Raw genomic sequence first — 22,665 nt, forward strand, 5'->3', positions numbered from 1 at the left:
TTCCTCTGCTTCCCCTGCTTCCCCTGCTTCTGCTGCTTCCTCCTCCTCTCCGCGGTGTGCTCCTCTCCCGGCTCTCTCCTCGTGAACCCCAGCCATGCGGCGAGCGCGGCCGCGCCCTCCCTCCGCCACGTCCGCAGCCCCAGGGCTCCCGGTACGCCCACCGCGAGCAGCCAGCCGCCGGTCGCCATGCCCGTCTGCCACCAGACCGGGCCGAAGCGGGTGAGCGCGCCGACACCCAGCGGGCCGCCGGCCAGTTCGGCGAGCGCCGCGAGCAGCAGCGCGCACAGCAGCGCCGCCCGTGCCACCACCCCGGCCGTGCGCCCGGCCGACCAGCGCCGCCTGGCCGCCCTCGCCGCCACGAACCACGCCACCGTCACCCCGGCCACCACCGGCACCACCCCGGCCAGCCAGTTCGCCGGGGTTCCGGGACCGTGCTGCGGCACCGCCGCCAGGAGCGGGAAGGGCGGGAGCAGCGGTGCCGGATCCGAGGCGAGGGGGTTCACGAGATGCCCGGTGCCGAGCGCGAAGCCGGGGCCCGCGGCGTACGACGCCGACCACACCGCCGCGTTCGGGATCAGCGAGACGCAGAGGAACAGGACCGCGCACCGGCCCGACCAGCCCTCCGTCAGCTGCAGGAACGACGACCGCGCCACGTCGCCGTGCCCCACCAGTGACACCGCGAGCAGCAGCGCCCCGCCCCCGAAGAACACGGCCGTCCCGGCCAGGGACGCGCGGACGGCCGTACCCCACCGCACCCGCGTGTCGTGCCCGGGCAGCAGCCGGCGTGCCGCCCCGGGCAGCACCGGCACCAGACTCAGCAGTGGTTCACGCGGACGGCCGTACGCCGTCCACACCCCGGCGCCCGCCGCGGCCGTCGCGAGCAGCGGCAGACACACCGCCACCCATGGCCACTGGGGCCGCAGTTCGCCGCCGGACGCGTAGAGAGCGGCGCAGCCGCCGACGCCGAGGTAGCCGACGACGACCCCGGCCCATGCGGTACGGGCGCGGACCGGCGGCGGTACGCCGGCGTAGTCGCGTGGGTCCGGCGCGTCCACCGCGTCCCGCGCGCCCCGGTACAGCAGCAGCGCCGGAAGTGCGGGCAGCAGCAACGGCGTCACCCCGATGGGAGCCGGTACCGCGGACAGCGTGTCGGTGCGGACCAGTTCGACGCCGTGGGCGAGCAGCCACAGGGCCGCCGCGACGTGCAGCGCGCCGCCCGGACCGCTGTCGGGGTACGGCGAGCTGACCCACAGCGCGATCGCCAGCACGGCGAACGCGCCCAGCCCGAGCCCGGCCGCGAGCGCGCCGGCCGCCAGGCCGACGGCCAGTCTTGGGGAACGGTCGCGCACCCGGCGGAGCAGAGGCGACAACGACGGTCGGCGGGACAGCAACGACGGTCGGCGGGACGGCAACGACGGTCGGCGGGACGGCAACGACGGTCGGCGGGCGGTCATCCGAATCACGACCGCCATGCTCCCAACGACACGCGCTTTCCCGTCGTAACCGGCGAACAGCCGAAGTGTCGCTCAATATATGTTTATGTGCTTTTTCATAGGGAGGTGCGCCTGATGACACAGAGCTCTGCCCGTACCGACGAGGCCGGACCGTCCCCCGCCCTGACGCCCGCTCAGGCCTTCGACGCGCTCTACGCGTTCTGCGCCCCGGCCCTGGTACGGCAGACCTACCTGCTCACCGGCCGCCGGGAGCTGGCGCAGGAGGCGGTCGAGCGGGCCTTCCAACTCGCCTGGCAGAACTGGCCGCAGGTGGCCCGCGACCGGGACCCGGCCGGCTGGGTGCGGGCGGTGGCGCACGAGTGCGCGCTCTCCCCCTGGCACCGCTTCCGCCTGCGCTACCGCCACTCCGAACCCCCGCCGGCCGACGCGGCCGACCGCGCGCTCCTGGAGGCACTGCTGAAACTGCCGTCGACATACCGCCGCACGCTGCTGTTGTACGACGGCGTCGGCCTCGACCTGCCGGAGACCGCGGCGGAGACGGAGGCGAGCACACCGGCGGCGGCCAACCGGCTGACCCGCGCGCGGCGGCTGGTCGCCGACCGGGTGCCGGAACTCGCCGACCCCGCCGCGCTGAACCGCCGGCTCGCCGAACTGGCCTCCACGGAGCGGCTGCGGGCGGCCCAGCCGCCGCCCACCGTGCGGACCTACGCCGAACGGCAGACCCGTTTCTGGACCCGGTCCGCGCTCGCCTTCACGGCGACGATCATCGCGGCGACGACCCTCACGTTGCGGACGGCGCCGACGCACTACGAGGCACCGATCGGTCCGGCCCAGGCGATCAGCGGGGTCCCGGCGGAGGTGGGACTGGGACCGCTGTCCGCCGGGGAGCGGGCACTGCAGGCGAAGCTGCGGAAGTCGGCCGAGAACGGACCGGAGAGGTTGGTGCCGGTGGCGAGGTAGCCGTCGTTCGGGTGCGGGCCGGTGGGGGTTGCTCGCGCCCACGCGGCGGCAGCCGCAAATCGATACAGCCCCGCGCCCCTTACGGGGCGCTGCAAGCGCGGGCGAGCGAAACGCCGGTAGGCCCGTCCCCACCCCGGGGAACGGGCCTACCGACGTACCTCTATGGCGTTGTTCAGCCGGCCAGGATCTCGCGGGCCAGCTTCGCCGTCTCGGTCGGGGTCTTGCCGACCTTGACGCCCGCGGCCTCCAGGGCCTCCTTCTTCGCCTGGGCGGTACCGGACGAACCGGAGACGATGGCGCCGGCGTGGCCCATGGTCTTGCCCTCGGGCGCGGTGAAGCCCGCGACGTAGCCGACGACCGGCTTGGTCACGTTCTTCGCGATGAAGTCGGCGGCCCGCTCCTCGGCGTCGCCACCGATCTCACCGATCATCACGATCAGGTCGGTGTCGGGGTCGGCCTCGAACGCGGCGAGCGCGTCGATGTGCGTGGTGCCGATGATCGGGTCGCCACCGATGCCGACGGCGGTCGAGAAGCCGATGTCACGGAGCTCGTACATCATCTGGTACGTCAGCGTGCCGGACTTCGAGACCAGGCCGATACGGCCCGGCTTGGTGATGTCGCCCGGGATGATGCCGACGTTGGACTGGCCGACGGTGATGATGCCGGGGCAGTTCGGGCCGATGATCCGGGTCTTGTTGCCCTTCTTGCCGGCGTACGCCCAGAACGACGCCGAGTCGTGCACGGCGATGCCCTCGGTGATCACGACGGCCAGCGGGATCTCGGCGTCGATGGCCTCGACGACCGCGTCCTTGGTGAACTTCTCCGGCACGAAGATGACGGAGACGTTGGCGCCGGTGGCCTCGATGGCCTCCCTGACGGTGCCGAAGACCGGTACCTCGGTACCGTCGAAGTCGACCTTCTGTCCCGCCTTGCGCGGGTTCACGCCGCCCACGACGTTGGTGCCGTCGGCCAGCATGAGCTTGGTGTGCTTCATGCCCGTGGCGCCGGTCATGCCCTGGACGATGACCTTGCTGTCCTTGTTGAGCCAGATAGCCATGGTGTGTTGTGTCCTCGTCCTGAGTGCTTACTTGGCGGCGTTTGCCAGCTCGGCGGCCTTGTCGGCGGCGCCGTCCATGGTGTCGACGCGCTGCACCAGCGGGTGGTTGGCGTCGGTGAGGATCTTGCGGCCCAGCTCGGCGTTGTTGCCGTCGAGGCGGACGACGAGCGGCTTGGAGACGTCCTCGCCGCGGTCCTCCAGAAGCTTCAGGGCCTGCACGATGCCGTTGGCGACCTCGTCGCAGGCGGTGATGCCACCGAAGACGTTGACGAAGACCGACTTGACGTCGGGGTCGCCGAGGATGATCTCCAGGCCGTTGGCCATGACCTGGGCGGAGGCGCCGCCGCCGATGTCGAGGAAGTTGGCGGGCTTGACGCCGCCGTGCTTCTCACCGGCGTACGCCACGACGTCCAGGGTGCTCATGACGAGACCGGCGCCGTTGCCGATGATGCCGACCTCGCCGTCGAGCTTGACGTAGTTGAGGTTCTTCTCCTTGGCGGCGGCCTCGAGCGGGTTGGCCGCGGCCTTGTCGTGGAGCTCCGCCCAGTCCGCGTGGCGGAACTCGGCGTTGTCGTCCAGCGACACCTTGCCGTCCAGGGCGATGACGTCACCGGAGGCGACCTTCGCCAGCGGGTTCACCTCGACGAGGAGGGCGTCCTCCTTGATGAAGGTGTCCCACAGCGTGACCAGCACGTCGGCGACCTTGTCGGCGACCTCGGCCGGGAACTTCGCCGCGGCGACGATCTCCTTGGCCTTGGCCAGGTCCACACCGTCGATCGCGTCGATCGGGGTCTGGGCGACGGCGTCGGGGCGGGTGGCCGCCACCTCCTCGATCTCCATGCCGCCCTCGACGGAGGCGATGGAGAGGAAGGTGCGGTTGGCACGGTCGAGGAGGAAGGAGACGTAGTACTCCTCGAGGATCTCCGGGGCGGTCTCGGCGATCATCACCTTGTGGACCGTGTGGCCCTTGATGTCCATGCCGAGGATGTCCGTCGCCCGGGCGACGGCCTCGTCCGCGGAGGCGGCCAGCTTGACGCCACCGGCCTTGCCGCGGCCACCGACCTTCACCTGCGCCTTGACGACGGACTTGCCGCCCAGACGCTCGGTGATCGCGCGCGCCGCCTCAGGCGTGTCGATGACTTCACCGGCCAGCACCGGTACATCGTGCTTGGCGAAGAGGTCCCTCGCCTGGTACTCGAACAGGTCCACGCGCTTCCGTCCCTATCAGTGATCTCGCGGTTCGTTGGATGCGTGGGCGTGCCGCGAAGGGCAACGTGACGTCCGCGTGTGTCACAAGGGGGGCGCACACGGTGTCCGAGCGCGCGGCATGTCCGTCTCGCAGGTTATCGCCGCTCACGGGGGCTCCCTAAATCGAGGGTCACACCTGAGCGGTGATACCTGTCACATGATGCCGGGTATCCCGGGTTCTCGTGGCACGGCGTGCCGTCTTACGTGCGATGTGCGAGGCCTCACCGGGCTGGGGTTGGCCCGGTGAGGCCTCAGGCCCCTCGCGGGGATGGGCGGCCGGTCCCCGCCCCTGGGGGACCGGCCTGCCCGTACCGGGGGGTGACGGACCGGCCGGACCGACGGCATTCGGCCGTCCGGGCGACCACCCCCCGGAGTCAGACGGAGTACGTCCCGGCGTCCTGCTGACCGCCGACGTACTCCGGGCTCACGGCCCCACCGGCCACGCCCCGCACGGCCTCCTGCACGACCTCCTGCACGGCCTCGGGAACGAAGGAGGGGAGGGGGCCGAACAGGTGGTCGACGCCGTCCCCTGGGACAGCCGGGGAGGCGGTGTCCACGACGGCCACGGTGACCTCGGCGGCCGCGGGGTGGGGGGTGTGCGCGACCCGGGCGGCACGCGCGGTTCCGATCTCGGCCTGCGGCTGAGGCTGGACGTGGGCATGGGCGTGAGGCTGGGCGTGGGCCTGGCTCCGGGCCTTCTCGCCCGCCTTCTCGCCCGCGCTCCCCCTCTCCCTTGCCTTTGCCGCGCGGGCCGCCCGGGCGCCGTAGATGGCCTCGGCGGCCCGGATCTTGGCGGCGACGGTACGGCCGGTCTGGCCCGTGGTGGCCTCCGGTCCGGCGGCGGGTGTGAAGACGGAGCGGCGGATGTTCTTGTTCATGCGTACGTCAGTCCTTCGGGGCTCCGGTGCGTTCGGGACGCGGCCGCGGAGCCGGGAGGCTTCCGGGGGTGCTGGAAGCGCGGCTGGGGACATCGCCGTCCGGAGAGGTTCGGAGGAGGAGCCGAGGGAGGGTTCCAGGGGTCCGGACGGGCGGGCAGACCTGTTCCGCCCCCGCGCGACAGGTCTGTGGCGGGGAAGGGGGTCGCCGGCCCTAGCCGGGGAAGACGGGGATGTCCCGGTACCTGTCCGGGGTCCCGGCGGCGTCCAGACGCGCGGCGGCACCGGGCACGAGCCTGAGCGGCGCCCGGTCCGTGAAGGTCACGGCATACGCGTCACCGTGTCGGGAGGGGCTGCCGTCGACCGCCGACTTGCCCAGCGCGCCGTCCGGGTCTCCGGTGGGCGCGGGGTGGGTGGGAGCGTCGACGGCGCGGGCGGCACGGTGGCCGCCGGTGTGTGCCGCCGTGTCGGGCGCGAAGGCCACGGCGGTGATCCGCGGCCCGTACGACACGGCGGTGGTCGCCGCCGCTTCCTTTTCCGTGCGGGGCTTGTCGTGCCCGGCGTCGTGCGTGACCGGCGTCCGCGGCTGCGCGGGGCCTGGCGCGGGCGTCACCGGTGCCGGTGTCGGTGCCGACTCGACCGGTGGCTCGGAGACGACGGGAAGCTCCGGCACCTGAACCACGGGCAGCTCCGTCACCTGCCGCACCGTCTCGGTGAGCGTCTCGGTCAGGGCCGAGGTGACGGGAGAGTCCACGGCGGCGGCCACCGTGTCGGTCACGGACCGGACGACCTCGTGGACGCCGTCCACCACCGGCACCACCGGCACCCGATGGGGCGTCACCGCATCCCGCGGCGGCGCCTTCTGGGGCACGACCGACGCCAACGACGCCAACGACGGAGTCGCAGGCACCCCCTCGGCCGCCTGCGCCTGCTGCCCGCAGAGGAAGCCGAGTGCGAGGAGTCCACCGACCAGCAGCGCCAGTTGCAGCGCACGCCGTCCCGGCGCCGTGCGCAACACGCGCACGACGGCACCGGGCACAACTGCTGGCGAAGTCAAGACGGGGAGGATCCTCCCGTGCGGCGGAACAGAGCAGAGGGGGCCCAACGGCGTGAAGGCCGGTGAAAGAGCCGTGGAGACTTCGATCCTTGCACGGGACTCCGGAGGTTGCGCAAGCCCCCCGTTACCGATGGATGGTCATGTCCGTTTTGACGACCGGTGCCGGACATCGCCGAGTCGACAAGTCACCCCCGGGACGCGGCATCACACGGTGTCCGGCACCGGAATCGGCCGCTTCTCGATCGCCGCCGCCATCACCTCGGGGAAGAGATCGGGCGTGCAGGCGAACGCCGGTGCCCCCAGCGCCGCGAGCGCGGCCGCGTGCTCCCGGTCGTAGGCCGGCGCCCCCTCGTCCGACAGCGCCAGCAGCGCCACGAACTGCACCCCCGACGCCTTCATCGCCGCGACCCGCTTCAGCATCTCGTTCCGTATCCCGCCCTCGTAGAGGTCGCTGATGAGGACGACGACGGTCTCCGCCGGCCGGGTGATCTGCGACTGGCAGTACGCCAGCGCCCGGTTGATGTCCGTACCGCCGCCGAGCTGGGTGCCGAACAGGACGTCCACCGGGTCGTCCAGCTGGTCGGTGAGGTCGACCACCGCGGTGTCGAAGACGACGAGCCGGGTGTCGATCGACCGCATGGACGCCAGCACCGCCCCGAACACCGAGGCGTACACCACCGACGCGGCCATCGACCCGGACTGGTCGATACAGAGCACCACCTCCTTCTTCACCGACTGCGACGCCCGCCCGTACCCGATCAGCCGCTCCGGCACGATCGTCCGGTACTCCGGCAGGTAGTGCTTGAGGTTGGCCGCGATGGTGCGGTTCCAGTCGATGTCGTGGTGGCGTGGCCGGTTGATGCGGGCGCTGCGGTCGAGGGCGCCGGTGAGGGTGGCCCGGGTGCGGGTGGCCAGCCGCTTCTCCAGGTCCTCGACGACCTTGCGCACGACCGCCCGTGCCGTCTCCTTCGTCGTCTCCGGCATCGCCTTGTTGAGCGAGAGCAGGGTGCCGACCAGGTGCACGTCCGCCTCCACCGCCTCCAGCATCTCCGGTTCGAGCAGCAGCGAGGCCAGCCCCAGCCGGTCGATGGCGTCACGCTGCATGACCTGGACGACGGAGGACGGGAAGTAGGTCCGGATGTCCCCGAGCCAGCGCGCCACCGACGGCGCCGACGCGCCGAGCCCCGCCGAACGCTCCCGTCCCGACTGCGGTCTGTCCCCTTTCCCGTACAGCGCGGCCAGCGTCCCGTCCATCGCCGCGTCCCGCCCCGACAGCGCGCACCCGGTGCCGTCGGCGGCCTCGCCCCCGAGCACCAGCCGCCACCGCCGCAGCCGCTCCCGCGCGGGACCGCCGGTTTCGGCGCCGGCGCCGGCGCCGGTGTCGGCGTCGGTGTCGGCGTCGGTCACGTCCGTGGTCATCTCCCCGCCCCCACAAGGTCGTTGTCCGGTTCCTCTGCTTCTTCTGCTTCGAGTACATCGAGGCCGAGCAGCAGGCGCAGCACCGGCAGTACGGCGTCGGCGCGCCCGGTGTCCGCCTCGGCGCCGAAGCCCGGCGCCCCGCCGGTCTGCCCCGCCCCCTGGAGCCGCTCCCCCGGGCCACGGCGCACCAGTTCGCCGATCGTCCGGCGCACCCCCGGCTCGTACACCGAGAACGTCCGCCGCAGCAGCGGCAGCACGTCCGTGAACGCCTCCGCCGGCACCCCGGTCAGCCAGGCGTCGACCAGGCCGAGCAGCCGCTCGTCGTGCACCAGCAGCATCCCGCCCCCGCCGCTGCCGCCCACGAACCCCTCGATCCAGGCGGCCGCGTCCGCCGGCGGGGTCCCCGGCGAGAGCACCAGCCCCATCAACCGCGCCGCCTCCTCCGGACCCAGCTCCCCCTCGTCCAGCAGAATCCGCACGGCCCGCCCGCGCAGCACCCCGGGCACGGTCTCCCGCCCGGACAGCGTGCGCAGCACGGCCCGCCAGCGGCGCCGCAGGTCACGATGGCCGGAAGGGGACAGGACACCGGTGCCGTCCTCCGATGCCGCCGCGGTCTCGGTCTCCGTGTCCGTCTCCGTCTCGCCGAGCAACCCCACCGCCGTGTGCACCGCGTCCACATGGCCCCGCATCTCCTCCGCCGCGTCCGCGTCGAGGGCGGCGCAGGCCGGTGGGAGCCCGACGAAGACCCGCTCGGCGAGGCCCGCGGCGACCTCGGCGAGCGCGCGGGTGTCGGTGCCCCGGACGTCGCCGTAGCGCAGGGAGCGGACCAGGGCCGGCAGGGCCTGGGCGAGATGGCCGACGTCCGTGTCCAGCGCGGCCCGGTCGGCGAGCGCCCGCATCACCACCGGCAGCGCGTCCGGCAACCCGGCGAGCAGGCAGTGCTCGGCGAGCCCGGTGACATCGGCGAGGGCACTCGCGTGCACCGCGTCGGCCTCGGCCCTGGCCGTCGCCGCGCCCTCGACGGTCGTCCCCCACACCCCGGCCTCGGCCACCCGCACCGACAGCTCCGGCTCCCAGCACAGCCGCCACGTCTCCCGGAACGTGCCCGTGCTCCCCCGCGACCGCACCGGCTCGCCCCAGCCCACGCCGAGCAGCCGCAGCCGGTGCAGCAGCCGGCTGCGCCCGGCGTCGGTGTCCTTGCGCAGGTCGAGCTCCAGCTCCCGCTCCAGCGCCTCCGGTTTGAGCCTGAGCCGGCGCTGCTCCCGGACCAGGTCCCGCTGCAGCGGCACCGCGGGCGCCGCCTCCGGCACCTCCCCCAGCACGTCCCCGACCACCAGCCGGTCGTGCACCAGCGCCAGCGGGACGTCCGAGCCCTCGCACAGCACCGCCCGCACCGCGTCGGTGGTCTCGCCGAGGCCGGGCAGCGGGCGGCCGCGCATCACGGCCAGCGTCTCGGCCAGCCGTACCGCTTCGATGACATGGGCCGAGGAGACGATCCGGTCCTCCTCGCGCAGCAGTCCGGCCACCTTGGTGAGCCACCGCTCCACCGGCCGGTCCGGGGCGCGGAACAGATGTCCGTACCAGCCCGGCGAGTCGACACCGGCGCCGTATCCGCTCGCCCGGGCCAGCCGGCGGTTCGTCCACGGCACCCAGGTCATGTCCGCCTTGACCTTGGGCAGCCCCTTCAGCAGCTCCCGGTCGGCGGCGACGGTGCTCTTCGCGCGCAGCGCCGGCACGTGCCACGCCCCGCACACCACCGCGACCCGCTCCCCGAACTCCCGCTGCGCTGCGCGCAGTCGCAACCGCATATGGGCCTCCCGCACGGGATCCCGGTCGCGGCCGCCGGCCCCGTATGTCTCCCGCAGCGCCTCCATCGCCTCCTCCACCGCGGCGAACGGCGCGAACACGTCCCGCTCCCCGGCCCCGCCCCGGTGCTCGACGACGTCCTCCCACCAGCGCTCGGGATCGTCGTAACCGGCGGCCTCGGCGAGGGCGGCGAGAGGGTCGACGCGCAACTGCCGGTCGGTGGCGGACTCGTCGGCCGCATCGGGCTGCTGCCGCCCGGCGTCGGGCTCATCGGCCGCATCGGGCTTCCGCTGCCCGGCACCGGGCTCGTCGGGCTCTGTGTCGGGGATCGCGACCGCTTCCCCTTCTTCCCTCCCCCAGGCCAGCGTGTGCGTGGCCGGCAGGTCGATGAAGCGGGCCGGGACCTCGTGCTCCAAGGCCCAGCGGACCGCCACCCACTCGGGGCTGAAGTCCGCCAGCGGCCAGAACGCGGAGCGGCCGGGCTCGTCCACGGCGTGCGCGAGGAGCGCGACCGGTGGCCGCATCTCCGGGTCGGCGGCCAGCGGGATGAGCGCGTCGGCCTCGGGCGGCCCCTCGATCAGCACGGCCGGCGGCCGGGCGACGTCCAGCGCGGCCCGCACCGCCCGCGCGGAGCCGGGCCCGTGGTGCCGTACCCCGAGCAGCAGCGGCCCGGGGCCGGGCGACCGCCGCCACGCCGTGTCGTCGCTCATGCGCTCACCTCGCGGCAGGCGCGGTAGAAGTCCTTCCAGCCGTCCCGCTCGCGGACGACCGTCTCCAGGTACTCCTGCCAGATGACCCGGTCGGCGGCCGGGTCGCGGACGACGGCCCCGAGGATGCCGGCCGCGACGTCGCCGGCCCGCAGCACGCCGTCCCCGAAGTGGGCCGCCAGGGCGAGGCCGCCCGTGACGACGGAGATCGCCTCGGCCGTGGAGAGCGTGCCGCTCGGCGACTTGAGCTTGGTGCGGCCGTCGGCGGTGACGCCGTCGCGCAGCTCGCGGAAGACGGTGACGACCCGGCGGATCTCCTCGATGCCCTCGGGCACGGCCGGCAGGTCCAGGGAGCGGCCGAGCTGGTCGACGCGGCGGGCGACGATGTCGACCTCGGCGTCCGGGCTCTCCGGCAGCGGCAGCACCACGGTGTTGAAGCGGCGGCGCAGGGCGCTGGAGAGGTCGTTGACACCCCGGTCGCGGTCGTTGGCGGTGGCGATCAGGTTGAAGCCGCGGACCGCCTGCACCTCCTGGCCGAGCTCGGGAATGGGCAGGGTCTTCTCGGACAGGATCGTGATCAGCGTGTCCTGCACGTCGGCGGGGATCCGGGTCAGCTCCTCGACTCTCGCCGTCATCCCCTCCGCCATGGCCCGCATGACCGGGCTCGGTACGAGGGCGTCCCGGCTCGGGCCGTGGGCCAGCAGCTGCGCGTAGTTCCAGCCGTAGCGGATGGCCTCCTCGGGGGTGCCGGCCGTGCCCTGCACCAGCAGGGTCGAGTCGCCGCTGACGGCGGCCGCCAGGTGCTCGGAGACCCAGGTCTTGGCGGTGCCGGGCACGCCGAGCAGGAGCAGGGCGCGGTCGGTGGCGAGGGTGGTGACGGCGACCTCGACGATGCGGCGCGGGCCGACGTACTTCGGTGTGATCACCGTGCCGTCCGGCAGCGTGCCGCCGAGCAGATAGGTGGCGACCGCCCACGGCGACATCTTCCAGCGGGCCGGGCGGGGCCGGTCGTCCTGCGCGGCCAGCGCCGCCAGTTCGGCCGCGAAGGCGTGCTCGGCGTGCGGCCGCAGAGCCTCCGCGTCCGCGGCAGCGGCGGCGCCCGCGCTCCCGGTCACAGTCACGGTCGCGGTCGCGGTCGCGGTCGTACTCGTGTACGCGTTGGTCGGGTCGGTCGGTTCCACGGACACAGTCATGGCTGAGGCCCCCTCCAGCTCGGCCGGTTCGGATCTGGTGTCCACCGTGCACCACGCCACTGACAATCGCTCTGACCTGCACGAACATGCCCGTCGGGGCGATTGTCAGTGGCGGGATCTACCTTCGATGGCATGACTCAGCAGGGGGTGCGCTGGAGTGCGGACCAGGTGCTGGCCTTGGCGCCTGACGCCGCGTCACGCAAAGCGGGAAGCAAACTCGGAGCGGCCGGGCCGTGGTCCGGGGCCGGGAGTTGTGAGGAGGGGACGGTATGGGGACTGTGCAAGGGCAGCGGCAGCAAGCCGTACCAGACGATCGTGGACATCGCCGACCCGGCGGGTCCCGCCTACAAATGCAGTTGCCCGAGCCGGAAGTTCCCCTGCAAGCACGCCCTCGGACTGCTCCTGCTCTGGGCGGGCGAGGACGACTCGGTGCCGGCGGTGCGGCAGCCGCCGGACTGGGCCGAGCAGTGGATCGCGGGCCGGCGCAAGCGCGCGGAGGACAAACGGCCGGCGGACGGCGGGAGTTCCCCGGCCGCCGCTGACCCGGAGGCGGCCCGGCGGCGGGCGGAGAAGCGGGCCGAGCGGGTCACGGCGGGTGCCACGGAGCTGGAGCAGCGCCTGTCCGACCTGCTGCGCGGCGGCCTGGCCGCGGCCGAACAGGCGGGGTACGGACTGTGGGAGGAGACGGCGGCCCGCATGGTCGACGCCCAGGCCCCCGGACTGGCCGCACGGGTGCGGGAGTTGGGGGCGATACCGGGCTCCGGTCCGGGCTGGCCGGTGCGGCTCCTCGAGGAGTGCGCGCTGCTGCACCTCCTCGACCAGGCCTGGCTGCGCCGGGACCGGCTCCCGGCGGGCCTCGCGGCCACGGTCCGCTCCCGTGTCGGCCTGCCCGCCCCGGCGGACGGCCCGCCGGTGCGCGACCGCTGGCTGGTCCTCGCCCAGTACGACACGGCGGACGCGAAGCTGACGACCCGCCGGATCTGGCTGCACGGCGCCGACTCGGGCCGTACGGCACTGCTCCTCTCCTACGGCGCGGCCGGCCGCGCCCCCGAGCTGGCGCTGCCGGTCGGCCTCGCCCTGGAGGCGGAGCTGTCCGCCTATCCGGGCGCGGGGCAGCACCGGGCGGCGCTGGGTGAGCGGTTCGCCGCACCCGCACCCCTGTCGACACGGCCGCCGGGCGTGCCGACGGCGCAGGCGGTGGCCCGGTACGGGGAGGCGCTGCGCGAGGACCCGTGGCTGGAGTCGGTGCCGGTGACGCTGGCCCGGGTCGTGCCGGTCCGGGACGGCGACTCCTGGCAACTGGCGGACGCCGAGGGCGAGTCCGCGCTGCCGCTCGCTCCCGCCGCCCGTTCGGGGCCGGGGCTGTGGCGGCTGGTCGCGCTCTCGGGCGGCGCCCCGGTCACGGTCTTCGGCGAGTGCGGCCACCGCGGCTTCACCCCGCTGACGGCCTGGCCGGAGACGGCGGGCGAGGCGGTACCGCTGTGCTGACCCGGCCGGCACCCGAACCGGATACCCGGCACCACCGCACCGCACCCGAACCGACTCGCGGAACTCGCGGAACTCAGGGAAACGGAAGGGGAACCCCGTGACCACTTGGGAGGATCTCGTCACCACCGCTCTGCTGGGCACGGACCGGCGTCCGCCGGCGACCGGCGGGCCGGGCCGGGAGGCTCCGGTGACCCTGCTGGACGAGGCGGCCGTGGCGACCGTACGACGACGGGCCGGGCTGCGTCCGGCACCGGCCGCGCCCCGCCCCGAACCGGCCGCCGAGGACCCGCGTCCCGCGCTGCCGGCCGCCGCGGCCCGCCGGCTGGCGATGCTGCTCTCCGACCGTCCCGGCATCGCGGCCGGCAGCCGCCGGGGCACCTCGCCCGACCTGATGGAGCTGCTGCCGCAGTGGCTCGCGGCGGCCAACACACGCGGGTTCGCCGCGCCCCCGCAGACGCTGCCCGCACTGCTGGACGCGGCCCGGGGCCGTACCGACCTGCGGCCCGCCGCGCTGGCCTTCGCCGGACCGCGCGCCCTGTGGCTGGCCCGGCTCAACCAGGACTGGCGGTTCGCCCTGCGCGCGGCCCCGGGCGGCGGCGCGGCCCTGCCCGGCCCCGAGGACGCCGACGCGATACGGCAGCTGTGGCAGGAGGGGCTGTTCGCCGAGCGGGTCGCGCTGCTGGCCGCGCTACGGGCCCGGGCGCCCGAGGCGGCACGCGAGCTGCTGGCCGGGACCTGGGCGACGGAGCGGGCCGAGGACCGGCTGATGTTCCTGGACTCGCTGCGCACGGGACTGGCCGCCGGGGACGAGCCGTTCCTGGAGCAGGCGCTGTCGGACCGGAGCCGCAACGTGCGGACGACGGCGGCGGAGCTGCTGTCCGCGCTGCCCGGCTCCGCACTCGCCGGGCGGATGGCGGTGCGGGCCGGATCGTGCGTGGCGGTCGACCACACCGGGGACGGCCCGGCGATCGCGGTGGAGGCACCGCCGGAGTGCGACCCGGGGATGGAACGCGACGGGGTGGTGGCCAAACCGCCGGCCGGGCGCGGCGAACGGTCGTGGTGGCTGGGGCAGTTGGTGGAGGCGACCCCGCTCTCCACCTGGCCGGCGCGGCTCGGCGGCCGTACGCCCGGGGAGATCGTGGCGCTGCCGGTGGCGGACGGCTGGCAGGGCGAGCTGCACGCGGCCTGGTGCCGGGCCGCCGTACGGCAGCGGGACGCCGAGTGGGCGCGAGCGCTGCTCGGGGTTCCGGCGGCACCGGAGGCGGGCGGTCCGGGCGCGGTGTCCCTCGCCGAGCGGGCCAAGCTGCTGGGCACACTGGAGGGACCGGAGCGGGCCGGCTGGGTGGCCGGCTTCATCGCGGCGCACGGCCTGTCGGAGGCGTTCCAACTGCTCGGCGTGTGCGCCGTACCGTGGTCCGCGCCGCTCGGCCGGTCCGTGGTGGACGCCCTCAACATCGCGCGGGACGCGGGGAGTTACCCGTGGAGCTTCAGCGGGGTGATGGGCCTGGCCGAGCGCTGCCTGGATCCCGCGGAAGCCGGCCGCCTGGACGCACTCCTCGCGGTACCGGACGAACGGGAGGACGCGTCCCCGGGAGCCGGCGGCTACTGGGCGGAGGCCTTCCAGCGCCTGGTGACGACACTGAGACTACGAGCAGCCATGCTCGCGGAGCTCAACCCACCCGCCCCGTAAGGGGCGCCCGAGGGGCGCCCCGAAAGGGGCGCGGGGAACTGCGCGACCAGCCACGACGGCGCCGCAGCCCACACCCGACCCGCACCCCCCAAAGTCGGCCCCCCGCGAACGCGGCCTACGCCTCTGTCGGCTGCCGGACGTTCTCCCGCACCCACTCCACGATCGACGCCGTCGTCGCCCCCGGCGTGAAGATCGCGGCGACGCCCTTCTCCTTGAGGGGGGCGATGTCGTCCTCGGGGATGATGCCGCCGCCGAAGACGAGGATGTCCTCGGCATCGCGCTGCTTGAGGAGGTCGATGACCGCGGCGAACAGGGTGTTGTGGGCGCCGGAGAGGATGGAGAGGCCGATGGCGTCGGCGTCCTCCTGGATGGCCGTGTCGACGATCTGCTCCGGCGTCTGGTGGAGCCCGGTGTAGATGACCTCCATGCCCGCGTCGCGCAGCGCCCGCGCGATGACCTTGGCTCCGCGGTCGTGGCCGTCGAGCCCCGGTTTGGCCACCACCACACGGATCGGGCCGGCTGCCACACCCATCACTGCCTCCATCACCATGAAACGAACACGCCACCATCCATGCGTACCGAGAAGTACCGCACATTCGGCGCGTTCCGCCACCCGTCCCAAGTGAACGAACGTTATCTCCAGCATCCCGCAACCGGCAGTTTCGCGGAGGTTACAGAGGGGGAAATCACACACAGCGGGACACGTCAGGGAGCCGCAGCGTGGTCCGCGGGGACGGTACGGGCACGCGACGCGGCATGTCGTCGTACCCGGCCACCCCCGCCACCTCCGCCCGGCCTCCCCATGAGGGCACACGGGGGACGGAGCCGTCCTCGGCGTGCCGACAGGAGGTCGGCCGATGAAGGTCACCGAGGTACTGGACCCTTTTCTCCCGTTCTGCCGCCGCCTCCTGCCCAGCAGTCTCGCCGGCCTGTCGCTGGCCCTCCTGAAGTCGACCGCCCTGGAGGCCGCGATCCTGGCCGGGCATCTCCTGCTCTACCCGACGGGCCTCACCCCGGAGCGCCGCCCGCCCGCACCGCCGGCACCGTCCGCGGAGCCTGACGGCACGGTCCGGCTGCCGGTGCGGCCGGCCCCGCCGGTCGTGCTGCTGCACGGCTTCATCGACAACCGCTCGGTCTTCGTCCTGCTGCGCCGCACCCTCGCCCAGCACGGCGGCCAGCGCGTCGAGTCACTCAACTACTCGCCGCTGACCTGCGACATCCGCACCGCCGCCGAACTGCTCGGCCGGCACATAGAAGAGATCTGCGAGCGCACCGGCAGCGGCCGGGTCGACATCGTCGGGCACAGCCTCGGCGGGCTGATCGCGCGCTACTACGTCCAGCGCCTCGGCGGCGACCTGCGCGTCCGCACCCTGGTGACGCTCGGCACCCCGCACTCCGGCACCCGGGTGGTGCCGCTCGCGGACGCGCACCCGATCGTGCGGCAGATGCGCCCCGGTTCGGAGGTGATCGAGGAGCTGACCAGGCCCGCACCCGGTTGCCGTACCCGGTTCGTGAGCTTCTGGAGCGACCTCGACTCGGTGATGGAGCCGGTGGAGACGGCCCGTATCGACCACCCGGACCTCATGGCGACGAACGTGCGGGTGACCGGGATCGGCCACCTCGCCCTGCCCGTCCACCCGGCGATCGCGTCCGGTATACGGCAGGCCCTCGACGAGACGTATGCGGAGGAGCGGATCGCGGGCGGTCTGACGGTGGCCTGAGGGCGAACCGGGCGGGCGAGGACCGTCCGGCAGAGCCCGTTTGGCCCCACCCGCGCTCGAACACTCCTCGAACACAAGGCCAAACCCGCGCCCGTCGTCCCCCGAAACACGGGCGAATGCCCGTTTCCCGAAACAGCGAAACCTGTTGAAGATTGTCGCGCCCGTATACCGCCGGGTACAGTCGCCGCACTGCTCTGGCAGCCCCTGTTGTCGAGGCGAAAGAGAAGTTGGTGAACGACCGTCACCCGTCGGGGACCATGACCACCCCGGCCCCGGCTTCCGACGCCGATCCGGCGCACTACGCGCCGTACGGCACCCAGGAAGCCCAGTACGGCGACTTCACCACGTACGGCGACCACACCGCCACCGGCGCCTCGTTCCACAGCGACCCGCTCTTCGGCAGCCTCCCGGGCGAGAGCCAGGCCACCGGCGCGTACGACGCCACGCAGTGGCAGACGGCCGGCGGCCAGACGCTGAACTACGACCCGTACGCGGCCCAGCACCACGCCGCCTACGACTCCGGCGCCTACGACAGCACCGCGTGGACCGTCCCGGCACCGGCGCAGGAGACGGTCGCCGACACCGGCGGCCACTGGGACGCGAGCGCCTGGCTCCAGCCCGACCAGTCGGCCATGGCCGGTGCGACCCAGCAGTGGGAGTGGGGCACCCAGGCCTTCGACACCGGCGTGTACGACGCCACGCAGTGGAACTCCGACGGCACCCCGGTACAGACCGCCAGTTCCTCCGACGAGTCGGCGACCCAGATGTTCGAGCAGCTCCCCTACGAGGAGTTCGGGGAGTTCGGGGAGTCCACGGAGAACTTCCCGGGCGACGGGGAGCTGACCGCGACCGGCGAACTGCCTGAAGTAACGCCACTGCTGGACGACCAGGAAGAGGTCACCCCGGTCGTCCCGGTCACGCCGTCGGCGACGACCCGCGCGGGGGCGCGTTCCCGCCGCCGTACGCCTCCCAAGCGGTCCGCGCTGCTGACCGTCGCCGTGCCCTCGGTGTGCGTGATGGGGGTCGCCGGGATCGCGGCCGCCTCCGTCGGCAGCCTGACCGACGACGGCAAGGACACCACGGCCTCCGCCTCCGACACGCAGTCGGTGAAACCGTCCGCCGCCAACAGCAAGCTGGACGCCCAGCTGCGGACGCTCTCGGCGGGTGCCGACGACTTCGCCGACCGGGCCAGCCGGACGCAGGAGCGCATCGACCTCAAGGCCCAGCAGGAGTCCGAGAAGAAGAAGGCCGCGGCCGAGGCGGCCCGCAAGGAGCGGCTGCGCCCGAAGTACGTGCTGCCGGTCACGCAGAGAGGGCTCAGCGCCTACTTCGGCCAGGCCGGCGTGAACTGGATGTCCGTCCACACGGGCATCGACTTCCCCGTCTCCTACGGCACGACGGTGATGGCCGCGACCGACGGCGTCGTCTCCACGAAGTGGAACAGCGCCTACGGCAACATGATGATCGTGACGGCGAAGGACGGCACGGAGACGTGGTATTGCCACCTCTCGTCGTACCGCGTCGCCGCCGGTACGACCGTGAAGGCCGGCGATCCGATCGCGTACTCCGGGAACTCCGGCAACTCGACCGGTCCGCACCTGCACTTCGAGGTGCGGCCGGCCGGAGGCGCCGCCATAGACCCGCTGCCGTGGCTGCGCAGCCACGGGCTCGACCCGACCTGATCGGCGGGCCCCGCCGCAGCGGGGCCCGGAACTACAGCTTCTCCACCGGCGCGTACCGCAGCAGCAGCCGCTTCGGCTTGGCGTCGCCGAAGTCGATCGTCGCCTCCGCGTTTCCACCCGTGCCCTTCACCGCGACGACCGTGCCGAGGCCGAACTGGTCATGGGTGACGCGGTCGCCGACGGCCAGCGAGACCGCCGGCTTCTCCGAGGTCCGCCGGGTGGCGAAGCCGGACGCACCCGAGGCCGAGGAACGCGAGCGGCTGGAGGAGAGCGAGGCCGCCACGCCCGCCGCGGGCCCGGCGGAGACCGGCGCCATCGCCCCGGTCCGCTTCCACTCCAGATACGCGCCCGGGATCTCCTCCAGGAAGCGCGAGGGCGGGTTGTACGACGGCTGGCCCCAGGCGCTGCGCATCGACGAACGGGTGAGGTACAGCCGCTCCCGCGCACGGGTGATGCCGACGTACGCGAGCCGCCGCTCCTCCTCCAGCTCCTTGGTCTGGCCGAGGGCGCGCATGTGCGGGAAGACGCCGTCCTCCATGCCGGTCAGGAACACCACCGGGAATTCGAGGCCCTTGGCGGTGTGCAGGGTCATCAGGGTGATGACGCCGTCGCCGTTCTCGTCCTCGTCGGGGATCTGGTCGGAGTCGGCGACCAGGGCCACCCGCTCCAGGAAGGCGGCGAGCCCGGCCGGCTGCTCGCCCTCGCCCTCGCCGGACTCCTGCTCGAACTCCAGCGCCACGGAGGCGAGTTCCTGGAGGTTCTCGATGCGGGTCTCGTCCTGCGGGTCCGTCGAGCTCTGCAACTCGGCCAGGTACCCGGTGCGTTCGTAGATCGCCTCCAGGACCGTGGCCGGTCCGGCGCCGGACTCCACGACCGTACGGAGGTCCTCCATCAGCGTGTTGAACCGCTTGACCGCGTTCGTCGACCGCGCGGCCATGCCGTACGCCTCGTCGACGCGCTTGAGCGCCTGCGGGAAGCTGATCTTCTCGCGCTGGGCGAGGGCGTCGATCATCGCCTCCGCGCGGTCGCCGATACCGCGCTTGGGGACGTTCAGGATGCGCCGGAGGGGGACGGAGTCCTCCGGGTTGGCCAGCACCCGCAGGTAGGCCAGGACGTCCCGGACCTCCTTGCGCTCGTAGAAGCGGACGCCGCCGACCACCTTGTAGGGCAGGCCGACGCGGATGAAGATCTCCTCGAAGACACGGGACTGGGCGTTGGTGCGGTAGAAGACGGCGACATCGCCCGCCTTCGCCTCGCCCGCGTCCGTCAGACGGTCTATCTCCTCGGCGACGAACTGCGCCTCGTCGTGCTCGGTGTCGGCGACGTAGCCGGTGATCTGCGCGCCCGCGCCCGCGTTGGTCCACAGGTTCTTCGGGCGGCGGGACTCGTTGCGCTCGATGACCGCGTTGGCGGCGGAGAGGATCGTCTGTGTGGAGCGGTAGTTCTGCTCCAGGAGGATCGTCGTCGCGTTCGGGTAGTCCTCCTCGAACTGGAGGATGTTGCGGATCGTCGCGCCCCGGAAGGCGTAGATCGACTGGTCGGCGTCACCGACGACACAGAGCTCGGCGGGGGGCAGGTCGTGCTCGCCGGACGGGGTGTCGGTCTCGCCGGCGCGCGCGCCGGTGCCGACCAGCTCGCGCACCAGGGCGTACTGGGCGTGGTTGGTGTCCTGGTACTCGTCGACCAGGACGTGCCGGAAGCGGCGGCGGTAGTGCTCGGCGACGTCGGGGAAGGCGCGCAGCAGGTTGACCGTCGTCATGATCAGGTCGTCGAAGTCGAGGGCGTTCGCCTCGCGCAGCCGCGACTGGTACATGGCGTAGGCCTGGGCGAGGGTCTTCTCGAAGCCGTCGGTGGCCTGGGCGGCGAAGTCCTCCTCGTCGATCAGCTCGTTCTTCAGGTTGCTGATCTTGGCGCTGAAGGACTTCGGCGGGTACCGCTTCGGGTCGAGGTCCAGGTCGCGGCAGACCAGGGCCATCAGGCGCTTGGAGTCGGCCGCGTCGTAGATCGAGAAGGAGGAGGTGAAGCCGAGCTTCTTGCTCTCCCGCCGGAGGATCCGCACGCACGCGCTGTGGAAGGTCATCACCCACATCGCGTTCGCGCGCGGGCCGACGAGGTGCTCGACCCGCTCCTTCATCTCGCCCGCGGCCTTGTTGGTGAAGGTGATCGCGAGGACCTGGCCCGGGTGCACCTGGCGCGCGCCGAGCAGGTGGGCGATGCGGTGGGTGAGGACCCGGGTCTTGCCGGAACCGGCACCGGCCACGATGAGCAGCGGGGAGCCGGCGTGCACGACGGCCGCCCGCTGGTTCTCGTTCAGCCCGTCCAGGAGCGCGGCCGGGTCCAGGGCCGGGCGGGCGGCGCCGTCGCGGTAGTAGGCGTCCCGGTCCGGGGGCACGTCGAACTTCCCGCCGAACAGATCGTCCGGAATCGACTCCGGAGTGTGCTCGTCCTCGGGCGGCGGCGGAGGTTCCTCGTCATGGCCGCGGGGGGCCTGGAGGCTCGCCAGGAAGCTGTCGTCAAAGAGGCTGCTCATCGCTCTCCGAGTCTAGGGCGCCCCACCGACAACCGGCCGCCGCCCCGAAAACTCGCCCGGGTAACCGAACAGATCCGCTCCGTCACGGCAGGCCGAAACACACCACGGACCCGCGAGTGCCCACCGCAAACCACCGGCACCCTTCCGGACAAGTCGCCCATTCCACCCCATATGAGCCCACCTGAACGAGCCCTAACAACAAGGTCACGAAAATGTATCGGGCATATCGCGCATCAAACTTCACAGAGGCCACACGAGTTGGTTAGCGTGCCGGACAGGCCGTACGACCTCCACCGGCGAACATCGCCGGGCCGCACGGCCTCCGCCGAGTCCGGGGCGCCGCCGCGCATCCGGAGCCGGGGACCCACACCGATCCCGGGGTGAATCGGTCCCGCCTCCCCTCCGGGGAGCGGACCGTAGGGCAACCCTTCCGAACCACCCGCCCGAACCCGACAGCTAACTCGGTAGGCGGAACACTGGAAGGAGTCGCCTCAGTTGGCGTCGCACCGCAAGTCCCGGCCGTCAGGAACGCGCGCGGCGGGCATACGCACCCCCGCGCTGGCCACCGCCGCCCTCACCTCCGTGGCCCTGTTCTCCCAGACGGCCGAGGCCGCACCCTCCGCGGACGGCAAGCCGAGCCTGGAGGAGGTGGAGAAGAAGGTCGACGCCCTCTACCGGCAGGCGGAGTCGGCGACCGAGAAGTACAACGCGGCCAAGGAGCGCACCGGCGAGCAGCGCAAGCAGGTCGACACCCTGCTCGACGACGTCGCCGAGCGCACGGACCGGCTGAACAAGGCGCGTGAGGAGCTGGGTTCGTTCGCCGCGGCCCAGTACCGGACCGGAGCCGACGCCCCCGACACGGCGACCCTCCTGCTCGCGGACACCCCGCAGGACTACTTCGACCAGACGCAGCTGATGAGCCGGCTGACCTCGCGCCAGAAGGACGCGGTCGACGACTACGTCACACAGCAGTCCGCGACCATGAAGAAGCGTCAGGAGGCCGCCCGGAGCCTCGAAACGCTCACCGAGACGCAGGACGACCTCAAGACCGCCAAGACCACCGTCCAGACGAAGCTGGCCTCCGCGCGGGAGCTGCTGTCGCAGCTGACGGCCGCGGAGAAGGCCCGGCTGGCGGCGATCGAGAAGCAGCAGGAGGAAGCGGCGGCCCGCAAGGCGGCGGAGCTGGCGAAGCAGCAGGCCGCGGCCGCCGACCAGGAGGCCTCGTCGTCCTCGACGTCGAGCGGCTCCTCCTCGGGCTCCGGCTCCTCCTCCGCCTACGCCACCAAGGCCGCCAAGGCGATCGCCTTCGCCCGCGCGCAGATCGGCAAGCCGTACGTGTGGGGCGCCACCGGCCCCGGCTCCTACGACTGCTCCGGGCTCTCCCAGGCCGCCTGGAAAGCCGCGGGCGTCTCCCTGCCGCGCACCACCTACGACCAGGTGAACGCCGGCACCACCGTCTCCCTCGCCGACGCCCGACCCGGCGACCTGGTCTTCTTCTACGACGACGTCAGCCACGTCGGCATCTACATCGGCAACGGCATGATGATCCACGCCCCCAAGCCCGGCGCGTACGTCCGGGAGGAGTCGATCTACTACGGCGGCGAGTCGATCATCCACAGCGTGGTACGCCCGGCCTGACCCGCCGGGGGCGCCCACCCCCCCCTCGGGCGCCCCCCTGTCACTCCCCACACCTGCACTCACCCCAACGATCCGAGCACCACCTCGCGCATCCCCCTCCTCACGCGCCTCGTGCCACTCCCCTCACGCCCCCAGCGCTC

The 22,665-nt window shown here is 72.9% G+C and carries 16 protein-coding genes and 1 riboswitch; of the genes, 6 read left to right on the forward strand and 10 right to left on the reverse strand.

Annotated features, from left to right (window positions below; translation table 11 throughout):
* Window positions 1–1,349, reverse strand: a 1,349-nt coding sequence (locus KVT45_RS43315) for a DUF6350 family protein (RefSeq protein ID WP_308311040.1), incomplete at its 3' end; no start/stop codon positions are given.
* A gap of 219 nt (window positions 1,350–1,568) precedes the next feature.
* On the opposite strand from KVT45_RS43315, the gene KVT45_RS43320 reads away from it, so the two are divergent.
* Window positions 1,569–2,414, forward strand: a complete 846-nt coding sequence (locus KVT45_RS43320) for an RNA polymerase sigma factor (protein WP_217555025.1) — start codon at window positions 1,569–1,571, stop codon at window positions 2,412–2,414.
* A gap of 172 nt (window positions 2,415–2,586) precedes the next feature.
* Here KVT45_RS43320 and sucD read toward each other — a convergent pair whose 3' ends face one another.
* The 7 genes from sucD to KVT45_RS43355 all read right to left on the reverse strand — a co-directional run bounded on the left by sucD (window position 2,587) and on the right by KVT45_RS43355 (window position 11,776).
* A complete protein-coding gene (gene sucD, locus KVT45_RS43325; protein ID WP_217555026.1) occupies window positions 2,587–3,471 on the reverse strand; it encodes a succinate--CoA ligase subunit alpha in 885 nt (294 codons plus the stop codon).
* A 27-nt stretch (window positions 3,472–3,498) separates the two neighbouring features.
* Window positions 3,499–4,680, reverse strand: coding sequence for an ADP-forming succinate--CoA ligase subunit beta (gene sucC, locus KVT45_RS43330; protein WP_089099338.1), 1,182 nt, complete (start codon window positions 4,678–4,680; stop codon window positions 3,499–3,501).
* A gap of 413 nt (window positions 4,681–5,093) precedes the next feature.
* Window positions 5,094–5,597 (reverse strand): hypothetical protein, encoded by a 504-nt coding sequence (locus tag KVT45_RS43335; protein WP_217555027.1) that lies wholly within the window; start codon window positions 5,595–5,597, stop codon window positions 5,094–5,096.
* Window positions 5,598–5,808: 211 nt separating this feature from the next.
* Window positions 5,809–6,618, reverse strand: a complete 810-nt coding sequence (locus KVT45_RS43340) for a hypothetical protein (protein WP_217555028.1) — start codon at window positions 6,616–6,618, stop codon at window positions 5,809–5,811.
* A 237-nt stretch (window positions 6,619–6,855) separates the two neighbouring features.
* Window positions 6,856–8,070 carry a VWA domain-containing protein gene (locus KVT45_RS43345; RefSeq protein ID WP_254648206.1) on the reverse strand — a complete coding sequence of 405 codons (1,215 nt, stop codon included), beginning with the start codon at window positions 8,068–8,070 and terminating at the stop codon, window positions 6,856–6,858.
* Window positions 8,067–10,586 carry a DUF5682 family protein gene (locus KVT45_RS43350; RefSeq protein ID WP_217555029.1) on the reverse strand — a complete coding sequence of 840 codons (2,520 nt, stop codon included), beginning with the start codon at window positions 10,584–10,586 and terminating at the stop codon, window positions 8,067–8,069. The genes KVT45_RS43345 and KVT45_RS43350 overlap by 4 nt, the downstream gene beginning before the upstream one ends.
* Window positions 10,583–11,776, reverse strand: coding sequence for an AAA family ATPase (locus tag KVT45_RS43355; RefSeq protein ID WP_217555031.1), 1,194 nt, complete (start codon window positions 11,774–11,776; stop codon window positions 10,583–10,585). Before KVT45_RS43355 ends, KVT45_RS43350 begins: the two co-directional genes overlap by 4 nt.
* A gap of 132 nt (window positions 11,777–11,908) precedes the next feature.
* Between KVT45_RS43355 and KVT45_RS43360 the strand changes: the two genes are divergently transcribed.
* Together KVT45_RS43360 and KVT45_RS43365 are read left to right on the forward strand one after the other, a co-directional pair.
* Window positions 11,909–13,264: an SWIM zinc finger family protein gene (locus KVT45_RS43360; RefSeq protein WP_217555033.1), complete on the forward strand. Its 1,356-nt coding sequence runs from the start codon at window positions 11,909–11,911 to the stop codon at window positions 13,262–13,264.
* Between the two features lie 97 nt (window positions 13,265–13,361).
* Window positions 13,362–14,954, forward strand: coding sequence for a DUF5691 domain-containing protein (locus KVT45_RS43365; protein WP_217555035.1), 1,593 nt, complete (start codon window positions 13,362–13,364; stop codon window positions 14,952–14,954).
* Window positions 14,955–15,069: 115 nt separating this feature from the next.
* Here KVT45_RS43365 and KVT45_RS43370 read toward each other — a convergent pair whose 3' ends face one another.
* Window positions 15,070–15,486, reverse strand: coding sequence for a cobalamin B12-binding domain-containing protein (locus KVT45_RS43370; protein WP_217555037.1), 417 nt, complete (start codon window positions 15,484–15,486; stop codon window positions 15,070–15,072).
* 325 nt (window positions 15,487–15,811) lie between these two features.
* Between KVT45_RS43370 and KVT45_RS43375 the strand changes: the two genes are divergently transcribed.
* Together KVT45_RS43375 and KVT45_RS43380 are read left to right on the forward strand one after the other, a co-directional pair.
* A complete protein-coding gene (locus KVT45_RS43375; RefSeq protein ID WP_217555038.1) occupies window positions 15,812–16,675 on the forward strand; it encodes a triacylglycerol lipase in 864 nt (287 codons plus the stop codon).
* A 230-nt stretch (window positions 16,676–16,905) separates the two neighbouring features.
* Window positions 16,906–18,357: a M23 family metallopeptidase gene (locus KVT45_RS43380; RefSeq protein WP_217555039.1), complete on the forward strand. Its 1,452-nt coding sequence runs from the start codon at window positions 16,906–16,908 to the stop codon at window positions 18,355–18,357.
* 31 nt (window positions 18,358–18,388) lie between these two features.
* Here the strand turns inward: KVT45_RS43380 and pcrA are convergent, their stop codons facing one another.
* Window positions 18,389–20,887: a DNA helicase PcrA gene (gene pcrA / locus KVT45_RS43385; protein WP_217555040.1), complete on the reverse strand. Its 2,499-nt coding sequence runs from the start codon at window positions 20,885–20,887 to the stop codon at window positions 18,389–18,391.
* Between the two features lie 313 nt (window positions 20,888–21,200).
* Window positions 21,201–21,375: riboswitch (cyclic di-AMP (ydaO/yuaA leader) on the forward strand.
* A 7-nt stretch (window positions 21,376–21,382) separates the two neighbouring features.
* Here pcrA and KVT45_RS43390 point away from each other — a divergent pair.
* Window positions 21,383–22,525, forward strand: coding sequence for a C40 family peptidase (locus KVT45_RS43390; RefSeq protein WP_217555041.1), 1,143 nt, complete (start codon window positions 21,383–21,385; stop codon window positions 22,523–22,525).
* The last annotated feature ends 140 nt before the right edge of the window (window positions 22,526–22,665 follow it).

The sequence above is a fragment of the Streptomyces sp. GbtcB6 genome (assembly GCF_019091475.1).
GTDB classification, from domain to species: Bacteria; Actinomycetota; Actinomycetes; order Streptomycetales; family Streptomycetaceae; genus Streptomyces; species Streptomyces hyaluromycini.

What these genes read in the sequence shown, in the direction of transcription:
- KVT45_RS43320 (WP_217555025.1), top strand. Translation starts at nt 1,569, where the DNA reads ATGACACAGAGCTCTGCCCGTACCGACGAGGCCGGACCGTCCCCCGCC.
- sucD (WP_217555026.1), bottom strand. Translation starts at nt 3,471, where the DNA reads ATGGCTATCTGGCTCAACAAGGACAGCAAGGTCATCGTCCAGGGCATG.
- KVT45_RS43335 (WP_217555027.1), bottom strand. Translation starts at nt 5,597, where the DNA reads ATGAACAAGAACATCCGCCGCTCCGTCTTCACACCCGCCGCCGGACCG.
- KVT45_RS43345 (WP_254648206.1), bottom strand. Translation starts at nt 8,070, where the DNA reads ATGACCACGGACGTGACCGACGCCGACACCGACGCCGACACCGGCGCC.
- KVT45_RS43350 (WP_217555029.1), bottom strand. Translation starts at nt 10,586, where the DNA reads ATGAGCGACGACACGGCGTGGCGGCGGTCGCCCGGCCCCGGGCCGCTG.
- KVT45_RS43355 (WP_217555031.1), bottom strand. Translation starts at nt 11,776, where the DNA reads ATGACTGTGTCCGTGGAACCGACCGACCCGACCAACGCGTACACGAGT.
- KVT45_RS43360 (WP_217555033.1), top strand. Translation starts at nt 11,909, where the DNA reads ATGACTCAGCAGGGGGTGCGCTGGAGTGCGGACCAGGTGCTGGCCTTG.
- KVT45_RS43370 (WP_217555037.1), bottom strand. Translation starts at nt 15,486, where the DNA reads ATGGGTGTGGCAGCCGGCCCGATCCGTGTGGTGGTGGCCAAACCGGGG.
- KVT45_RS43375 (WP_217555038.1), top strand. Translation starts at nt 15,812, where the DNA reads ATGAAGGTCACCGAGGTACTGGACCCTTTTCTCCCGTTCTGCCGCCGC.
- pcrA (WP_217555040.1), bottom strand. Translation starts at nt 20,887, where the DNA reads ATGAGCAGCCTCTTTGACGACAGCTTCCTGGCGAGCCTCCAGGCCCCC.